The 15,674-nt window shown below is 42.5% G+C and carries 16 protein-coding genes; 3 read left to right on the top strand and 13 right to left on the bottom strand.

The window, feature by feature from the left end:
* Positions 1–50: 50 nt before the first annotated feature.
* Both ACFSJE_RS02330 and treF read right to left on the bottom strand, forming a co-directional pair.
* Positions 51–461 carry a DUF3052 domain-containing protein gene (locus ACFSJE_RS02330; protein WP_379829368.1) on the bottom strand — a complete coding sequence of 137 codons (411 nt, stop codon included), beginning with the start codon at positions 459–461 and terminating at the stop codon, positions 51–53.
* Between the two features lie 11 nt (positions 462–472).
* Positions 473–2,065: an alpha,alpha-trehalase TreF gene (gene treF, locus ACFSJE_RS02335; protein WP_379829369.1), complete on the bottom strand. Its 1,593-nt coding sequence runs from the start codon at positions 2,063–2,065 to the stop codon at positions 473–475.
* Between the two features lie 82 nt (positions 2,066–2,147).
* Between treF and ACFSJE_RS02340 the strand changes: the two genes are divergently transcribed.
* The gene (locus tag ACFSJE_RS02340) at positions 2,148–2,762 is read left to right on the top strand and encodes a GntR family transcriptional regulator (protein ID WP_379829370.1); all 615 of its coding nucleotides are present in this window, start codon (positions 2,148–2,150) and stop codon (positions 2,760–2,762) included.
* A 223-nt stretch (positions 2,763–2,985) separates the two neighbouring features.
* Here the strand turns inward: ACFSJE_RS02340 and ACFSJE_RS02345 are convergent, their stop codons facing one another.
* From ACFSJE_RS02345 to ACFSJE_RS02395, 11 genes are read right to left on the bottom strand one after another with little or no spacing between them, the layout of a single operon-like run.
* Complete coding sequence (locus tag ACFSJE_RS02345) at positions 2,986–4,068, bottom strand: amidohydrolase family protein (RefSeq protein WP_379829371.1); 1,083 nt, start codon at positions 4,066–4,068, stop codon at positions 2,986–2,988.
* A 7-nt stretch (positions 4,069–4,075) separates the two neighbouring features.
* Positions 4,076–4,666 carry a nucleotidyltransferase family protein gene (locus tag ACFSJE_RS02350; RefSeq protein WP_379829372.1) on the bottom strand — a complete coding sequence of 197 codons (591 nt, stop codon included), beginning with the start codon at positions 4,664–4,666 and terminating at the stop codon, positions 4,076–4,078.
* Positions 4,667–4,669: 3 nt separating this feature from the next.
* Positions 4,670–5,668 (bottom strand): XdhC family protein, encoded by a 999-nt coding sequence (locus ACFSJE_RS02355; protein WP_379829373.1) that lies wholly within the window; start codon positions 5,666–5,668, stop codon positions 4,670–4,672.
* Entirely contained in the window at positions 5,665–6,867 is a 1,203-nt protein-coding gene (locus ACFSJE_RS02360; protein WP_379829374.1) for a molybdopterin molybdotransferase MoeA, read from the bottom strand. Before ACFSJE_RS02360 ends, ACFSJE_RS02355 begins: the two co-directional genes overlap by 4 nt.
* Complete coding sequence (locus ACFSJE_RS02365; RefSeq protein WP_379829375.1) at positions 6,864–7,646, bottom strand: sulfite exporter TauE/SafE family protein; 783 nt, start codon at positions 7,644–7,646, stop codon at positions 6,864–6,866. The genes ACFSJE_RS02360 and ACFSJE_RS02365 overlap by 4 nt, the downstream gene beginning before the upstream one ends.
* A complete protein-coding gene (locus ACFSJE_RS02370; RefSeq protein ID WP_379829376.1) occupies positions 7,637–8,701 on the bottom strand; it encodes a ThiF family adenylyltransferase in 1,065 nt (354 codons plus the stop codon). Before ACFSJE_RS02370 ends, ACFSJE_RS02365 begins: the two co-directional genes overlap by 10 nt.
* On the bottom strand, positions 8,694–9,299 hold the full coding sequence (locus ACFSJE_RS02375; protein WP_379829377.1) for an NTP transferase domain-containing protein: 606 nt from the start codon (positions 9,297–9,299) through the stop codon (positions 8,694–8,696). The genes ACFSJE_RS02370 and ACFSJE_RS02375 overlap by 8 nt, the downstream gene beginning before the upstream one ends.
* 23 nt (positions 9,300–9,322) lie before the next feature.
* On the bottom strand, positions 9,323–10,309 hold the full coding sequence (moaA, locus tag ACFSJE_RS02380; protein WP_379829378.1) for a GTP 3',8-cyclase MoaA: 987 nt from the start codon (positions 10,307–10,309) through the stop codon (positions 9,323–9,325).
* 47 nt (positions 10,310–10,356) lie between these two features.
* On the bottom strand, positions 10,357–10,611 hold the full coding sequence (locus ACFSJE_RS02385; protein ID WP_379829379.1) for a MoaD/ThiS family protein: 255 nt from the start codon (positions 10,609–10,611) through the stop codon (positions 10,357–10,359).
* A gap of 4 nt (positions 10,612–10,615) precedes the next feature.
* Positions 10,616–12,853, bottom strand: a complete 2,238-nt coding sequence (locus ACFSJE_RS02390; RefSeq protein ID WP_379829380.1) for a xanthine dehydrogenase family protein molybdopterin-binding subunit — start codon at positions 12,851–12,853, stop codon at positions 10,616–10,618.
* A gap of 28 nt (positions 12,854–12,881) precedes the next feature.
* Complete coding sequence (locus tag ACFSJE_RS02395; protein WP_465254615.1) at positions 12,882–13,355, bottom strand: (2Fe-2S)-binding protein; 474 nt, start codon at positions 13,353–13,355, stop codon at positions 12,882–12,884.
* Positions 13,356–13,525: 170 nt separating this feature from the next.
* Here ACFSJE_RS02395 and ACFSJE_RS02400 point away from each other — a divergent pair, with 170 nt between their 5' ends.
* On the top strand, positions 13,526–14,614 hold the full coding sequence (locus ACFSJE_RS02400; RefSeq protein WP_379829381.1) for a vWA domain-containing protein: 1,089 nt from the start codon (positions 13,526–13,528) through the stop codon (positions 14,612–14,614).
* Between the two features lie 73 nt (positions 14,615–14,687).
* Positions 14,688–15,635: a 3-keto-disaccharide hydrolase gene (locus tag ACFSJE_RS02405; protein ID WP_379829382.1), complete on the top strand. Its 948-nt coding sequence runs from the start codon at positions 14,688–14,690 to the stop codon at positions 15,633–15,635.
* The last annotated feature ends 39 nt before the right edge of the window (positions 15,636–15,674 follow it).

A 15,674-nucleotide genomic window follows, 5' to 3' on the forward strand; every position in this document is an offset into this window, starting at 1 on the left:
GTTTTGGCCTATAGAAAGGCGAAAAGATGCGAATACCCTTAATTTAGAATTCAGACCCTATCTTTTAGTCGATAAACAAATTTAAGCCCACTCCAATCCTCATCAATGGCAGCTACTTTGGTGTCCACTAATCCGATAGAAAGTAAATGCTCGCGTACAGGTTCCCTTTTCAAATCTGTTTGGATTTGTGATGTTCCTTTTGGCCAGCTTACCCAAAGGATACCGTTCATTTTAAGGGCCATTTTATATGTTGACGTGACACTAGTCAATTCATCCACCGTTTTGCAGAAGATATGGATAAAGTCTGCTGACTCTGGTTTCTCTTTGTTCAGAATTTGTAATTCTGGGGGTAAATCCGAAAACAAATCCCAATAATGCTTTGGAAGATTGTGCAACAAGATGGAGAAACCTTCTTTTAGGCCCAATTTTTTTGCTAAGGGTGTTCCAGAATAACCTGCCATTGAAATAGCTTTTATGGTTTTTCGATTTTTTGGTCCATTTCTTCCAGAATCTTCTTGAACCCTAAGGCAACCCCATTTGTCCAGCCAAAACCGTCCTGCGTAGGGTACTCTCCTCCTCCGGACAGTAACGAAAGGTCCTCTACGTTGTATTTTTCCATCATTTTGCCGGTATTGGCATAAACCCGCTCATTAAGGTCTAACCATCTTCGGATGATCTCCTTGGCTTCTTGATCATAACCATAGTTCAGCAATCCTTTTACCGCAAGCCATTGTAATGGAGCCCAACCATTCGGAGCATCCCATTGTTGACCGGAATGCTCCAAGGTGGTCATAAGTCCTCCTTCCTGGAGAAAGGAATCCATGATGACATTTTTTACTTTTTCTGCTTGACCTCTGTCAGCAATGTGAAAGAATAAAGGAGTTACTCCGGCAAGCGTCAAGGAAGGGGTGATAACACCTTTTTCAAAATTATAGTCGTGGTAAAAACCGGTTTCCTCATCCCAGAAATATTGCTGAATTGCCAATTTTCTCAGTTGGGCTCTTTTATCAAATTCAGCCATAGCCCTCTGGTCATTCTTAAGCTTGGCCGCTTTGGAGAGGTTACGCTCCATGAAGTACAGCAGGCAATTAAGGTCTATGGGCAGTATGGAATTGGTTTGTGTTGAGGCCAATCCGCCTTCTTCTCCAAACCATCTTGAGCTAAAGTCCCAACCCGATTCTGCAGCGGATCTTAAATTTTTATAGAGCCGTTGCTTTAATGAATCGGATTCCAACCCGCTGGCTAGTTTGTAATCTTCCTTATAGGCCTCTGGTCTTGGGGTATTTCCTTTGTCCCAGTAGCGATTCAAATAAACATTTCCTGTCATGTCCACCACATGTTGTGCTGGTTTTCCCGGCAACGACTCTTTTTCGCCTTGCATCCAAAATTCATATTCCCGGGAGAGCTCCGGCAGATAATACAAAAGATAATTTTCATCCTTTCTTGACAAGGCATCCACCATCAATGCGTAATATGGAGGTTGTGACCGGGTTCGATAATAATCGCGTGTACCATTCGGTATAAAACCAATGGAATCTATTAAGAATGTGAACGTGTCCACCATACTTTTGGCAATGGAATCCTGTCCATCGGCCAGAAGTCCCTCCATAGTAAAATAGCTGTCCCAGTAATAAATTTCCTGAAAGCGCCCACCCGGAACTACATAATTATGAGGTATGGCTATTCGAGATGAGTATGGGATGACTGAATCCGGGGAGCGGGTAAGTTTATTCCACATCAAGGAAATGTGGTCATACATGCTTTGTGAGGTGTCCGACTCAAACACCAAGGTTTTCATGGATTTATCCTCGAAATTCTGCTGGACAAATGCCTTCAGATTAAAACCTAAACTGTCCTTTTGATTTAGATACTCCTTTTCCAGTTGGGCAACATCTTTTTTAGGCACCAAATCCACAAAAGTTTTGGAATCCTGAAAAATGGAGGACAGCTGCACATCCTTGAAAAGTTGGGTTTCGTAAAAACTGATTTCTTGAGTGGGTTGCACCTCTTCTTTGCATGCAAGAGCCCAAAAAATCAAAACCATTCCTAAAAACCATTTCTTCATGTTGTTGAAAATTTGACTTAAATATATGATAATAAGCGAAATGGTTTGTCATTAAATCGTATACGATTTGTAATTTAGTAGTATGAGCCAGAGCACCATCTTGAGGGACAAAGTGAAAGACCATTTATTGAGTCAAATAGAAAATGGGGAGCTAAAAGTGGGAAGAACCATTAATCTTGCGGCATTGTCACGCACTATTGGGATTAGTGTCACCCCAATTCGTGAAGCGTTGAGCCAATTGGAACAAGCGCGTGTTATCAATGCGGTTCCCAACCGCGGTTTTGTTGTCACAAATTTGTCACGAACGGAGGCCGGAAACCTTTACGAGACCATCGCACAATTGGAAGTAATGGCTTTGGAGAGTTCGACTTTTGAAACAAATGATGTTGCTGCCTTGCGAGCTCAAGAAAAGGTGTTACAGGATGAAAAAAGTCTCAACGCCCGATTTGATTTCCACAACCTTTTGGTGAGAAATTGCCCCAACACAGTGCTATTGCAGACTTTGGAAAACTTAAAAGTACGATTACGATTTTATGAGCAGCGTCTGGCTGCTGACGCAACGTTTTTCGATTCGGCCAACCGTCAAAATGAATCCATAATCCAGGCTATTGAACAGGATAATATTCCAACGGCGGCCCTGATTTTGAAAATGAACTGGATGACGGTTTTGGACCACGTTCAACGAAAAATAGGTTAAAATAATGGGCAACCCACTGATTATCAAAAATAAATCAAGGTAGAATTCGTTTCATTTAAAAAGATTTTCCCATGCAATTCTTAAACAAGGAAATTGAATCAAAGATTAAAAGGAAAAAATCACCTTCCTTAATGAAAAAGCAAATCTCCTGCGGTATCTTTCAGGATTTGGACACTGTTGATTTTGATTCCAAAAAACCTGAATCGAAAAGTGCCTCCTTGGACTAATCCTCAAATAGGGATTTATCCAAACTAGGAATCAACCGAAGCGCATTTTTGTAATATACTTTCTTTAATACCTCGTCAGGAAGGTCCAATCCATACATGGCCCAAAATGCATGGTATTTTTTGTAGTAGGGAAAATACTCATCAGCTGTTTCCAATACTCTAAAATAGGTGGGAAACTCACTGGGTTGCCAACTATCCTTTCCAAAGACAATACGGTCTTGATATTTAATGAAAAAATCTCGTGCCTGTCTCGGTTGTCGCCCTAATTCAGCAATTACCGCCCCGATGCCCACATTCATATTGGGAATCTCATCCATCAATTCCCCTAGCCTATCCAAATTATTGGCATACCAGCCCATATGTGCATTGATAAACTGTGTTTTTGGGTGTTTTTTGAACATGCGATGCTGCTCGTCAATGATTTGCTGCCAAGGCGCAGGGTCGGTAGCGGAACGCTTTCTCCTCGGGTGTGTCTTTAGTTCCAACCATCGCTCGTTGTCTTTGTCCATGGGGTCCCAAAATGATTTCGGGTCAGCGGAGTGAATCAGCACAGGGATGCCCAACTCGCCACATTTGGCCCAAATAGGGTCCAATCTTGGGTCATCCACAGGAATTCGTTTTCCATTGATATCACTATCTCGCAATCCCAAACCCTTAAACACTTTTAGCCCTTTAGCGCCATTTTTTACATCTTCCTCTAACTGGGCTGCCGCTTCCTTTCCCCAATTAGGGCGGCCGACACCGCTATAATCCACGTTGGCAAAGACGGCAAATCTGTTTGGGTAATGATCATTGATATTCTTTATTTTGGCTTTGAGGTCATCTCCAGAACCACCACTTAGGTTCACCATGATGCCCTCATTGATATTGTCCATATCTTTTATTAGCCCAGATAAATCTTGTGTGGCCATTCTATACTGATGGCTATGTACGTCAATAAAGGTGAACTTTGCTTTTTCTACAGGATGTTCAGGAACCACCAATGTTGACGGCGGATTATACTCTTCAAACCCCATTTCTTGCCCGTGAATGAGAGTTGCACCGAAAATTAAAGCTAAAGTAAAAGTATAGATTTTCATGTATAATTTATTTAATATCAATATATTGGTTGTAGTCATTTAGGGTGTCGATATCAACTTCATTCCCTTCGGGAAATAGGGTGATGGTTTCTTCTTTGTATTTTTCAATAATGTGTTTTGCGCCAAAATCCTCATGTAATTTGGAAAGCTCTGGAAATAGGGATGGATGGAAAATTGCCGGTACTCCCAACTTCCTTCCATAATCCGTTGCAGCTATTTTACAGGCTTCATTCTCATAACTTCCTCGGATTTTCTTCAAGTAGGAAATGTCTAAAAATGGTTGGTCGGCCAACATGATTAAAAGTCCCGAGAGTTGGTTTTCCTTCTTTTGAATCCCTTCAATACCAATTGAAATGGAACTCCCCATTCCTTTTTTCCAGTCTGAATTAACAATAATTTCCACATTATTCGGGATAGTTTGGGCTATTTCTTTGGAATAGGCACCTAAAATCACAAAAACGGAAGTAGTCAACTTTTTGGCCTGTTCAATAGCATGTCCTAACAGCGTAGTGTCTTTCCAGGGTAATAGTTGCTTAGGTCCGCCCTCCATTCTTGTGGAAGCGCCGGCAGCTAATATCAGAACAGCAATGTTTGTCATGTGCTAACTGTGGATTTTCCCCATTTTATCCTTGAGCAATTGCGGCTCTTTGTTGTTGACCACCGATAGAATTTCCGATAGAATGGAAATGGCAATCTCCTGAGGGGTTTCCGCCCCAATATCGATTCCGGCTGGGCCATGAATTTGTTCCAAAAAATCTTCAGAGATATCAGGAAAGCGTTCCAAAAGTTCATCAAAAAGCTTTTCCCGTCGTTTGAAAGGTCCCAACAGTCCAATATAGGCGCCCTTCTCCTCTTTCAACGCCATTACAAATTGTAGGTCTTTCACAAAACTATGTGTCATGATGACCACCGCGGTTTGGTTGTCCAACGTATATGCAAACATTTCAGGTTCAACCAAGATAAGTTTGTGGATTCCTGGAAAATCCTTTTTGGTCTTCTCTTCGCGTGGATTCGCCACTACGCTTACCTCCCACCCGGTCAAAGCAGCATATTTACAAAGCTGAACCGCATCATGTTCCGCGCCAATGATCACCAACTGAAAGCAGGGATACATTTCTTGTTCAAAAATGGAAAGCTCTTTGCTGGATTCCACCTGTTGGGAAACGGGAAACACAGACTCGTCAAATTGAAAAACCGAATGGTATGCCGAATTATCGCTTTGCTCTTTTTGAAAGAAGGAACGAATATGAAATGGCTTCCTTTGTTCAATGGTTTTCCAAAATTCCGTCAAAAAAGAATGGTCCGGTTGAAAGGGTTCCAACAATATATAGAGAATACCTTCGCAGCCTAATCGGTAACGACCATCATACACCATTACCCTTGACACACCTGTTGTAAAAACCGACTGTGCTTGACGAAGCACTTCTTTTTCCACACAACCACCACTTACGGCACCAATCATATCGCCGTTCTCAAAAATGAGCATACGAACACCGGGTCTACGGTAGGAAGAACCATCCAAAGCAACCACTGTGGCCAGTACGGATTTTTCCTGTCTTGCCTCAAAATGTTGGATTATGGTTTTTAGCTCGTGTGTCATACTACACCATTGTTTCTTGTTGGGATAAAGGGAACAAGACTGCCTTTGGATACTTCTTCCTTTGGAAGTAGCTGCACAAAACCATCAGCTTTGGCCAAGGCGAGCAAATCCCCAGAACCTGTTGACGATATGGTTTTCGCCAGCAGGTTACCCGCTTTCAATTTGAGTTCTACCCCAACAAACAGCGTTAAATCGGTATCGTTGCTATAGGAGTCATCTAAAAATACAGCAAATTGCGATGTGTCCGTTCCCAAAGTTTTGTTAAGCCATGGTTTGAAATACAAATGATAATTGACAAAGGTTGATACAGGATTTCCAGGGAATGAGAATACGGTGGTGTTGTGTTTGGGATGTTTCCCGAACCAAAATGGTTTCCCAGGGCGTTGCAATACCTTGTGAAAGACTTTTTCCACTCCCAAACTATCAAAAGCTTCGGGCAGGAAGTCATATTTTCCTTTGGAAACGCCTCCGCTTAGTAAGAGTACATCATATTCTTGAATGAGAAGCTCCAATCGTTGTTTTATGGCTGAGGGTTCATCCACCAAATGATGAATATCCCCTTGTATGTTTTCATTTTCCAAAAGGGAAACCAAGGAATGGGAGTTGGACTTCCGAATTTGAAATGGTAATGGGGTTTTGTCCACATCCACCAATTCATTTCCAGTGGATATAACAGCGACTTTGGGCAATTTTTTTACCGAAACTATGGCTTTGCCGACCGTTGCCAACACCCCAATTTCAGCGGCGGTGATTTTAATTCCTGGTTCAAGCAAAACCTCGCCTTTTGAAACATCACTGGCTTGATAGTGGATATTTTGCCCCTTTTTGACGCTTTCATTTATAGTGAATGCCTCCCCATTTGATGAAGTATGCTCATACATGATCACCGTATCCGCATTTTGGGGCACAATGGCACCTGTCATCACCTCAATGCAAGAGGTTTCATCATCCAAAATTAATTGAGGGCTACCCGCTTGGGCCACTCCAGCGATGCTGAAACTTTGATTTTGACCATTGATGTCATCAAACCGAATTGCGATTCCATCTTTTGTGGACCTATCAAACGGTGGGAAATCCCGGTCTGCCATAATTGTTTCCGCCAATATTCTGCCATGGGATTTTGTAAGTTCCACGGATTCGTTTCCAAAGTCTTGCGAATGGTTCAGAACATTTTGTAAAGCATCTTTAAATGAAATCATGAAAACAGGGCAATTTCAAATCCATTTTTCAACAACACGCGGATTCCCACAAACAATACTAAGATACCGGTCAGCATTCGAATCCGTTTGGCGGATAATTTACCAATACTAAGGCGTACTCCCAACTGCCCTCCCAAGAGCACCGCGAATAGAAGCCCTATTATTTCGGGCCAAAATATTTCAAAGGAGTTGCTTGTGAACAACCCACCAAGCCCGGAAATGGAATTGACCAAGATGAAAAAGCTGGCCAAAGATGCAATGACGATGGGTTTGTCCCATTTCATGTGATTGAGAACCGGCGCCAAGAAGATTCCTCCTCCGATACCGACGAGTCCGGATAAAAATCCGATGCCGGCCCCTAACAAATAGGACATGTAGGGAGGATATTTTTTCACATCGAAATTGGAATTAAGAGCCATGGTCTGATAAATAAGTGCAATCGCAGAAACAATAAGGGCCAACGCCAACAGAATAAAAAACACCTGCTCTTTCAACCGGAACGAAGCCCCCAAAAATGCCATTGGAATACTGGTAATGACAAAGGGCAAGAATTTTTTAAGGGGTAAATGCCCACTTTTATAGTACAAGTAACAGCTTCCGGAAACCACGGTTAAATTGCAAAGTAATGCTGTTGTCCGTATGGTGAAAAAGCTGGTAATGACCAAGGTCAAAATAGCCAAATAACTGGACCCGCCACCAAAACCGACAGCAGAGTACAGGGTGGCAATGACAAAAAAGGACAGGGTTAATAATATAAAATCGGTTGCGTCTAAGGACATAAGGCTGTAATTTGGTTCATTCCCCCCAAAACGTTGAAAAACTCAATGTTAGGATACTGAATCTGAAGTTGTTTTACAGCTACTTCACTGCGTTTTCCAGACTGACAAAGGACATACACCTTGTCTGCAGCATTGATATGCTTTGAGGCGAGTTCCAAACGATCTAAGGGAACATTGATGGCTTCTTTCAAATTTCTATCATTGAACTCTGCTTCGGTTCTAACATCCAGTAAAGTGATATCTGTTTTAGAATCCAATACCAATTGAAAATCTGCCGCAGAGATGGCTGGAACCACTTCGCAATCCAAAGGTTCGTAAAAATCTTGCAGCCTCGTCAATTTAAGGTTTTCAGGGTTCAGTTTGAAACCGATTTTTGTGGAACTTTGACTGAGTCCATCAAACAAAAGCAATTTTCCAGAGAGCACCTCTCCTATTCCGGTGAGTATCTTAATGGCTTCCAGTGCCTGAAAAGTTCCAATAATGCCGGGAATAACTCCCAGGACTCCATTTTCGCTGCAATTGGGTACTTCTTCTACGCTGGGCATATTGGGATACAAACAACGATAGGTAGGTCCATTTTGATAATTGAAAACGCTCACATGGCCTTCAAAACTGTGCAATGCGCCATAAACGAAGGGTTTTTTCAGTAAAACACAAGCATCGTTGATTAAATATCGTGTTGGGAAATTGTCTGTAGCATCAATCACAAGGTCATATTCATTAATGATCTCCAGAGCATTGTCCTTGGTCAAAAAAGTATCGTACAGTTTAAAATGGGTATTGGAATTCTGGGCCGTTAATTTTTCATGAACCACCTCTAACTTTTGTCGACCTAAATCCTGTTCAGTGTAAAGTACTTGTCGTTGCAGATTATGCAGTTCAATCACATCTTGGTCCATCAAGCCTAAAGTACCTACGCCCATAGCATTCAGATATTGTAGTGCAGGAAGTCCCAATCCACCCAACCCCACTACCAAAATCTTGCCTTCGGATAGCCTTTGCTGTCCTTCAGGGCCAAAATCCTTTAGTTGGGTCTGTCGGGAGTACCTACTCATGACTCAATGTGAGTTTGGATTTCACATATTCATAATCCTCAATATTATTGGCATTGTAGAGCAATTCGTCCTGTTTGGGAAATACCAATTTCGTATCTGAATTAATCAAAAATTTGCGGGGACATGAACTTTCAGCGGTTTTTAGATAAGTTATTGCCCCTCTTAACCCTTTTGGCTCCCAGATGGTGATTAAGGGTTCGGGAAGTTCGGTCTCTTTGGTGGCAAACGAGGTCGCCCATTGGTCTGGGTTTCTACTTTCCACTAGTTGTTTCAAGGTTTCTTGGTCAATCAACGGAAGGTCGCAGGCCAAAACTAGCCACGCAACATCCGGAAATGCTTTGTGTGCCGTTAAAATACCATTGAATGGCCCCCGGTATTCATTTTGGTCAATAATCGCTTTGAATCCATCAGGAATTGCAGCGCTTTGTTCATCACGGATACTGAGATAAACATCATCGCAGAGCTTTTTCAAAAGGTTGTATAAATATTCTTGCTGTGGAACACCATGATAGGTCAACAGCCCTTTATCCGAACCCATTCGGGTACTTTTCCCTCCTGCAAGGACCAATCCGTAAAGTTGGGGTGTTTTGCTGGACATATTACTTGGTTTAATCTGGATTATTAACCTCCAATTGAGGTCATGGAATTCTCAAATACCGTTTTCGAATGTTTTTCCTGAGCCTCAAAGCCCGTTTTTGCACGGTTGCCAATGGCATCAAGAATAGTTTCCTTGATTTTCTCCGTGTTGGTTTCACCGCGCACTAAATCCCGAAGATTGGCTTTGGGTTTACCATATAGACAAGTGATTACATCCCCGGTTGCGGTTACCCGAAGGCGATTGCAACTACCGCAAAACGTTCGACTAAACGAAGGGATGATTCCAAAAGTGCCGGCATGTCCTTCAATTTTGTAATTGATGGAGGTTGATTCCTTTGGAGATTCCAGTTTCTGGTAATTGGGATACGCTTCTGCTATGTGCTCCAAAATGGCTTTATAATTCCATTTGATGGTATTGAAATTTTTAGAGCCGCCATTGAATGGCATTTCCTCCAAAAAGCGAACAGAAACATTGTGGTGCTTCATCACATCCAAAATAGGAATGATGTCTTGCTCATTCTGTCCATCCAAAACAATGAAATTGATTCGGACGTTAAATCCTTCCGTGATTAAACGGATTAGATTATTGTGGACGGTATCAAATTGTTTTCTGCGGGTAATGCGTTCAAACGTTTCCCGGTTGATGGAATCCAAACTCACATTGATGTTGGTGATGCCCAATTCTTTGAGCTCGTCAATATGGGGATCTATCAATGTGGCATTTGTGGTCACTGAAATATCGTTGAGGCCTTTCAATGTGGAAAGATGGCGCAACAATTTCATCAAATCTTTGCGAACAAAAGGTTCCCCTCCGGTAATCCGTATTTTGTCAATCCCTTGGGAAACCAATATTTCACTGACTCGCTTTAGTTCCGAAATAGAGAGCAATCTATCGTTTTTCACAAAGTCGATGCCTTCCGAAGGCATGCAATAATTGCAACGCAGATTACATCGGTCGGTGACCGCCAGTCGTAAATAATTGATTTTTCTTCCGTGATTGTCTATCAGCATATAAGAATCAATTCTTTTAATAATCTAATTTAACCATTTTGCACAGATTATCCCCCACTTACTGGGGGTATAAGCGCAATTTCGTCATAGGAATTGATGATTTGGTCATCTTCGGCGTAGTTATTGTTCACCGCTACTGCCAAAGAGGATAGTTTATTGAGTTCTGGGTAGGTATTACCCAAAAAGGTTCTCAGTTCCTTGACTGTTTTTGGTATTTTCTTTCCTGTTATGCTAGATGTGGGAACGGACAACGTGGGTGCACCCACGATGTCCTTTGTAATTCCAAACAAGAGTATTGTCATATAATCAACCTATAATTTCTTTTTCTGGTACTTTTAATAGTTCTGGTGTTTTGGTGAATGGTTGCTTATAAAGTCGGTTGCCCGTAGCGGCTTTCATGGCATTGGCCACGGCACCTCCGGCAGGAGGCAGTGTAGGTTCGCCCAATCCCGTGGGTGAAAGTCCGTTTTCTATGAAATAGGTTTCCACTTGGGGGGCTTCTTTCATTCGAATCAAGCGGTACCGATCAAAATTAGTGGCAATTGGCTTTCCGTTTTCGAAAGCAAGTTCACCATACATCGAGTGACCAACGCCATCAATGACCCCGCCTTCCACTAAATTTGTGGCCGCGAGTGGATTTACCACAATACCGCAGTCCACAACACAAGTGATTTTCTTGACCACTGGCTCTCCATTTTCAATTTCAACATCGGCTACTTCAGCCACATGGGTGTTATGGCAGTAATAGTTCACAAAACCTTGGTAAACATGGCTGGGTTTGGTTCCCCATCCAGATTTTTCCACCGCTGTTTTGATGACCTCTTTCATTCGTTCTGGAGAATATTGGATGCGTTCATCCTCTTCCGGTTTTACATTATCCAACAAATCCAAACGTAGTTGAATTTTATCTACTTCCATCAATTCCGCCAGTTCGTCAAAGAAGCTTTGCTCTGCGGAGGCCAAGAAATTGGTATATGGTGCTCTCCAAGCTCCCGTGGTGATATTGCTGGAATATGCAGCAGTGTCCACTTGATAGTTTGCGATAGCTCCCGCTGGGAAAAAATTGGGAACCAATCCGTACATGTTGGAATTGACCGCGGCTTCTTTTAAATGATAAGCCGTTACTTTTCCATCTTTCACTCCAGCTTTTATGCGATATTTAATGGACATTCTGTAAATGCCGTCTTCCATATCGTCCTCTCGGGAATAGACCAATTTCACGGGTTTTTTGGCTTTATCTGAAATTTCAGCGGCTTCAATGGCAAAGTTTCCATAGAGACGTCTTCCAAAACCCCCTCCAATTCGGGTCATTTCCAAATGGATTTCTTCTGCATCACGACCTAAAAGCCCTGATACAAAGCCAGCTGTTCCTTCCGGAGTTTGAATGGGACCAACCAAGTGCACCTTTTCATCGGTAACATTGGCAAAAAAGTTCATGGGTTCCATACAGCTATGGGGCAAAAAAGGTGATTCATAGGTGCGTTCCAAAATTTGGTCAGCCTCAGCAAATGCCTTCTTCACATCGCCATCAGAACGTTGGGTCGTGAATTTATTGCCATCCAAAAGATTGTTCAAAATTTTATCGTGTTCTTCTGTACTTTCAGGTTTTGTGACTTCTTCCCACTCTGCTTTTATGGCTTTTTTGGCCTTCATGGCCTCCCAAGTTGAATTGGCCAGAACCACTACCTTATCGCTATCGCTGATGATACTTGTGATTCTTGGGTTGGTCTCAGCGAAGGCCCTAAGTTTGTCCCCAATGGTGAAAATATCCACCACGCCAGACATTGCCCTTGCTTCGGAATCGTCATAGGAAATCAGCTTTTGTCCAAAAGCAGGCGGACGCAAAACGGAAGCGTATACCATACCCTCGGCTTTGTAGTCCATTCCATAAAGTGGTTTTCCGGTAACAATTTTATTGATATCCACATTCGAGGTGGGTTTGCCCATAATTTTGTACTCACTGGGCTTTTTTAACGGCACATTTTCCGGAACTTCCAATTGGGCCGCTTCTTTTACCACGTCACCATATCCCAGGGTTTCTCCGGCGGCATTGGTAATGACACCTTCGCTCACAGTACATTCAGATGGGTCAACGCCCCAACGGGCTGCTGCTGCGCTTACCAACATTTGCTTGGCGGCCGCTCCTGTTTGGCGGAGGGCATCCCAACCAAATCTGATGGATTGACTACCTCCGGCCACCTGACGGGTATAATTATTGGTGTCCAAAATACCTTGCTCTACGTAAACATCCTTCCAAGCCACATCCAGCTCTTCAGCTATAATCATGGGCATGGAAGTCTTTACGTTCTGACCCACTTCGGGGTTGGGTGAAAAAATGGTGACCGCGCCGTTGTCGGCGATTTTAATGAAGGCATTAAAGTCGTTATAATCCAAGCTGGCCAAATCAATGGCAGGTTCTTGGATGACTTTAGGTTTGCACGCCTGGAAAAGGTTAAAGCCAATCAGCAAACCGCCTCCAGCAAGGGAAGAGTTACGCAGAAATGACCTTCTACTAAGTGAATTATTTAGAGTGTTTGTTGACATTTTTGTGTTTTTTGAAATGAAAAGCTTTTTACTCCATATTATCCGCAGCAATTTTTACTGCTTTACGGATTCTGGTATAGGTCCCGCATCGACAGATGTTGCCGTGCATGGCATTCTCAATATCCTCTTCTGAGGGACTGGGATTGCTCGCCAAGAAAGCGGAAGCGGTCATAATCTGACCGGCTTGGCAATACCCACATTGGGGAACATCCACTTCTTTCCAAGCTTCTTGTACAGGATGGGTACCATCTTCCGAGAGTCCTTCAATGGTTGTAATTGATTTTCCTTCCACTTGTGAAATTGTTAGGGAACAGCTTCTCATGGCAGTGCCATCAACATGGATGGTACAGGCACCACATTGTCCTATTCCACATCCATACTTTGTGCCCACAAGATCTAAGTGATCTCGTAGCACCCATAATACCGGGGTGTCCTCGACAACATCCACGGTTTTGGATGCGCCATTGACAGTGATTTGATACGTTGGCATAGTTTTTTGAATTGATTGTTTGTTGTTATTGTTGGATTTGAAGTTACCAAAAAATGGATGGAATGCCCTTTTTTTAACAAGAGCCCTTTCTTTTTAACTTTTCTTTAAATCTATTATGCTTTTCCAAGATAATTTTCAGGCTAATTGTGCGTTGTGCATGTTGAACCTTAACTTTTTTGAAAATGAAAAATGTATTTCGCTATTGCTTTCTCCTATCTATAACTTTTCTAATTTTTTCATGTGGTAATGCTGATGATGATGTCAATTTTGATATCAACAATGAAGAATTGGGACAAGGAAAGGACCCTGATGATTGCCTAGGTTTTGACGATAATGAATTGTTACTTTCCATACAAGATCAGTTTACCACCCTGCCTGGTAAAGTCTCCATTCTCTTTAAAGTGTCTGATGTGCAGGGAAATCCAATTTCAGGACTAAATGCGAATCAATTTACCATATATGAACAGGGACGAAATGACGATTGCTTCAATGTGATATCTTCTTCGGAATCCCAAGCCCGAATTTCACCGAATTCGCAGGTTTTCAATAACAATACGGTATTGGTGCTGGATTTGAGTAACAGTGTTCTTCAAAGTAGTTTGGCCGAATTGAAATCGGCGTCAACCAGTTTTGTCAACAATGTGATTCCAACCCCAGAAACCGAATCTTTCAAAATGTCTATTTACTGGTTTGATGGTGAGGATGAACTACACCTTTTGAATCAACCCTCATCTTCTGCTGCTGAGTTGACCGCTGCTATTGATGGCATCACAGCGGATATCAGCAATGACCCTTCCACAGATTTGTACGGAGCCGTCATCAAATCCACGGATATTGCGGAGGACTTACTTAGGGACAGCCAGCAAGAATCTGTCATTGGAGCCGCATCCATTGTGATTTTCACCGATGGTACGGACCAAGCTTCCCGCTATACCGAGGAAAATGCCCTGCGCGCTGTTGAAAATGCCAGTAGAAACATATCCTACTTTACCATTGGTTTGGGAGCCGAGATTGATACTGACATTCTTACGGAAATCGGAAAGACTGCAAGTGTTTTTGCAGGAAATAAGGAAGAGTTGGAAACTACCTTCAATCAAATTTCACAACGGGTTTCCGAACAGGCCAACAGTTTTTATCTTTTCGAATATTGTACCCCAAAGCGAGATGGTAGTGGAGACAACAATCTTGTCATTCAATTGACCAATGGAAGCCTTCAAGGTGCTGTGCAGACAAAATTCAATGCCAAAGGCTTTACCGGCGGATGTGAGTAGCAGTATTTTTGGGGGATGATACAAGGTGCATTTGCAAGAATGTGTATCTTGGGCGCCATCTAAACATCAAACTATGATCTTTAAAGTAAGACTGCTGCAACTTTTTCTTTTTGCATGCATTTTGGGAGGCACGTTAAAGTCGTATTCCCAACACATTAACCCATTGGAAGGTCGATGGGACTTAGAAATGGAGTTCAATGGCCGAACCCTTCCATCTTGGTTGGAAATACGGCACTCCGGGGGTTCCACCCTTATTGGCCGATTTGTATACGCCTTTGGAAGTGCTCGTCCCATTGCCGAAGTGGAAACCTATGGCGAAAACAAGTTTACCTTCAGTATTCCCAATCAATGGGAGCCCAAGGGAAGTGATATGATTTTCCACGGAGCATTAACCGATGGTAAACTCAAAGGAACCATGATCTATACGGATGGCTCCATTGCGGAATGGACCGGAGTAAAAGCACCCGACTTGGCCTATACCGAAAACCCAAAATGGGACAAGCCCATTAATGTTTTTAATGGAAAGGACGTAACGGGTTGGCATGTTGATGGAGAAAAGAACCAATGGGTGGTAAAAGATGGTATTTTGAGCAGCCCAGAATCTGGTTCCAACTTAATTACGGATGAAAAGTTTCAGGATTTTAAATTGCATACAGAGTTCAGATATCCTAAAGGAAGCAATAGTGGTATTTATTTAAGAGGTCGCTACGAGGTGCAAATTGTGGACAGTGAAGGCTTGGAACCATTGGACATTTATTTGGGCGGTATCTACGGATTTTTGGAACCCAACGAAAATGCATCCAAACCTGCGGGTGAGTGGCAAACCTATGATATTACCTTGATTGGACGTCGGGTTACGGTTGTACTCAATGGAAAGACAGTTATCAACGACGCTACTATTCCTGGTATTACGGGTGGTGCCTTGGATAGTAAAGAAGGTGAACCTGGCCCATTCATGATTCAAGGAGACCATGGACCAATAGAATACAAAAGCTTTGTTGTGACTCCCTTGAAAAAATAAAAAGCAATCAAAACATAAAAAAAAAGCCCGACGTATTGT

Source organism: Flagellimonas iocasae (assembly GCF_042682725.1).
Classification (GTDB): domain Bacteria; phylum Bacteroidota; class Bacteroidia; order Flavobacteriales; family Flavobacteriaceae; genus Flagellimonas; species Flagellimonas iocasae.

Excerpts from the sequence above, each read along its gene's own strand:
- ACFSJE_RS02330 (WP_379829368.1), bottom strand. The coding sequence starts at position 461 with ATGGCAGGTTATTCTGGAACACCCTTAGCAAAAAAATTGGGCCTAAAA.
- treF (WP_379829369.1), bottom strand. The coding sequence starts at position 2,065 with ATGAAGAAATGGTTTTTAGGAATGGTTTTGATTTTTTGGGCTCTTGCA.
- ACFSJE_RS02340 (WP_379829370.1), top strand. The coding sequence starts at position 2,148 with ATGAGCCAGAGCACCATCTTGAGGGACAAAGTGAAAGACCATTTATTG.
- ACFSJE_RS02345 (WP_379829371.1), bottom strand. The coding sequence starts at position 4,068 with ATGAAAATCTATACTTTTACTTTAGCTTTAATTTTCGGTGCAACTCTC.
- ACFSJE_RS02350 (WP_379829372.1), bottom strand. The coding sequence starts at position 4,666 with ATGACAAACATTGCTGTTCTGATATTAGCTGCCGGCGCTTCCACAAGA.
- ACFSJE_RS02355 (WP_379829373.1), bottom strand. The coding sequence starts at position 5,668 with ATGACACACGAGCTAAAAACCATAATCCAACATTTTGAGGCAAGACAG.
- ACFSJE_RS02360 (WP_379829374.1), bottom strand. The coding sequence starts at position 6,867 with ATGATTTCATTTAAAGATGCTTTACAAAATGTTCTGAACCATTCGCAA.
- ACFSJE_RS02365 (WP_379829375.1), bottom strand. The coding sequence starts at position 7,646 with ATGTCCTTAGACGCAACCGATTTTATATTATTAACCCTGTCCTTTTTT.
- ACFSJE_RS02370 (WP_379829376.1), bottom strand. The coding sequence starts at position 8,701 with ATGAGTAGGTACTCCCGACAGACCCAACTAAAGGATTTTGGCCCTGAA.
- ACFSJE_RS02375 (WP_379829377.1), bottom strand. The coding sequence starts at position 9,299 with ATGTCCAGCAAAACACCCCAACTTTACGGATTGGTCCTTGCAGGAGGG.
- moaA (WP_379829378.1), bottom strand. The coding sequence starts at position 10,309 with ATGCTGATAGACAATCACGGAAGAAAAATCAATTATTTACGACTGGCG.
- ACFSJE_RS02385 (WP_379829379.1), bottom strand. The coding sequence starts at position 10,611 with ATGACAATACTCTTGTTTGGAATTACAAAGGACATCGTGGGTGCACCC.
- ACFSJE_RS02390 (WP_379829380.1), bottom strand. The coding sequence starts at position 12,853 with ATGTCAACAAACACTCTAAATAATTCACTTAGTAGAAGGTCATTTCTG.
- ACFSJE_RS02400 (WP_379829381.1), top strand. The coding sequence starts at position 13,526 with ATGAAAAATGTATTTCGCTATTGCTTTCTCCTATCTATAACTTTTCTA.
- ACFSJE_RS02405 (WP_379829382.1), top strand. The coding sequence starts at position 14,688 with ATGATCTTTAAAGTAAGACTGCTGCAACTTTTTCTTTTTGCATGCATT.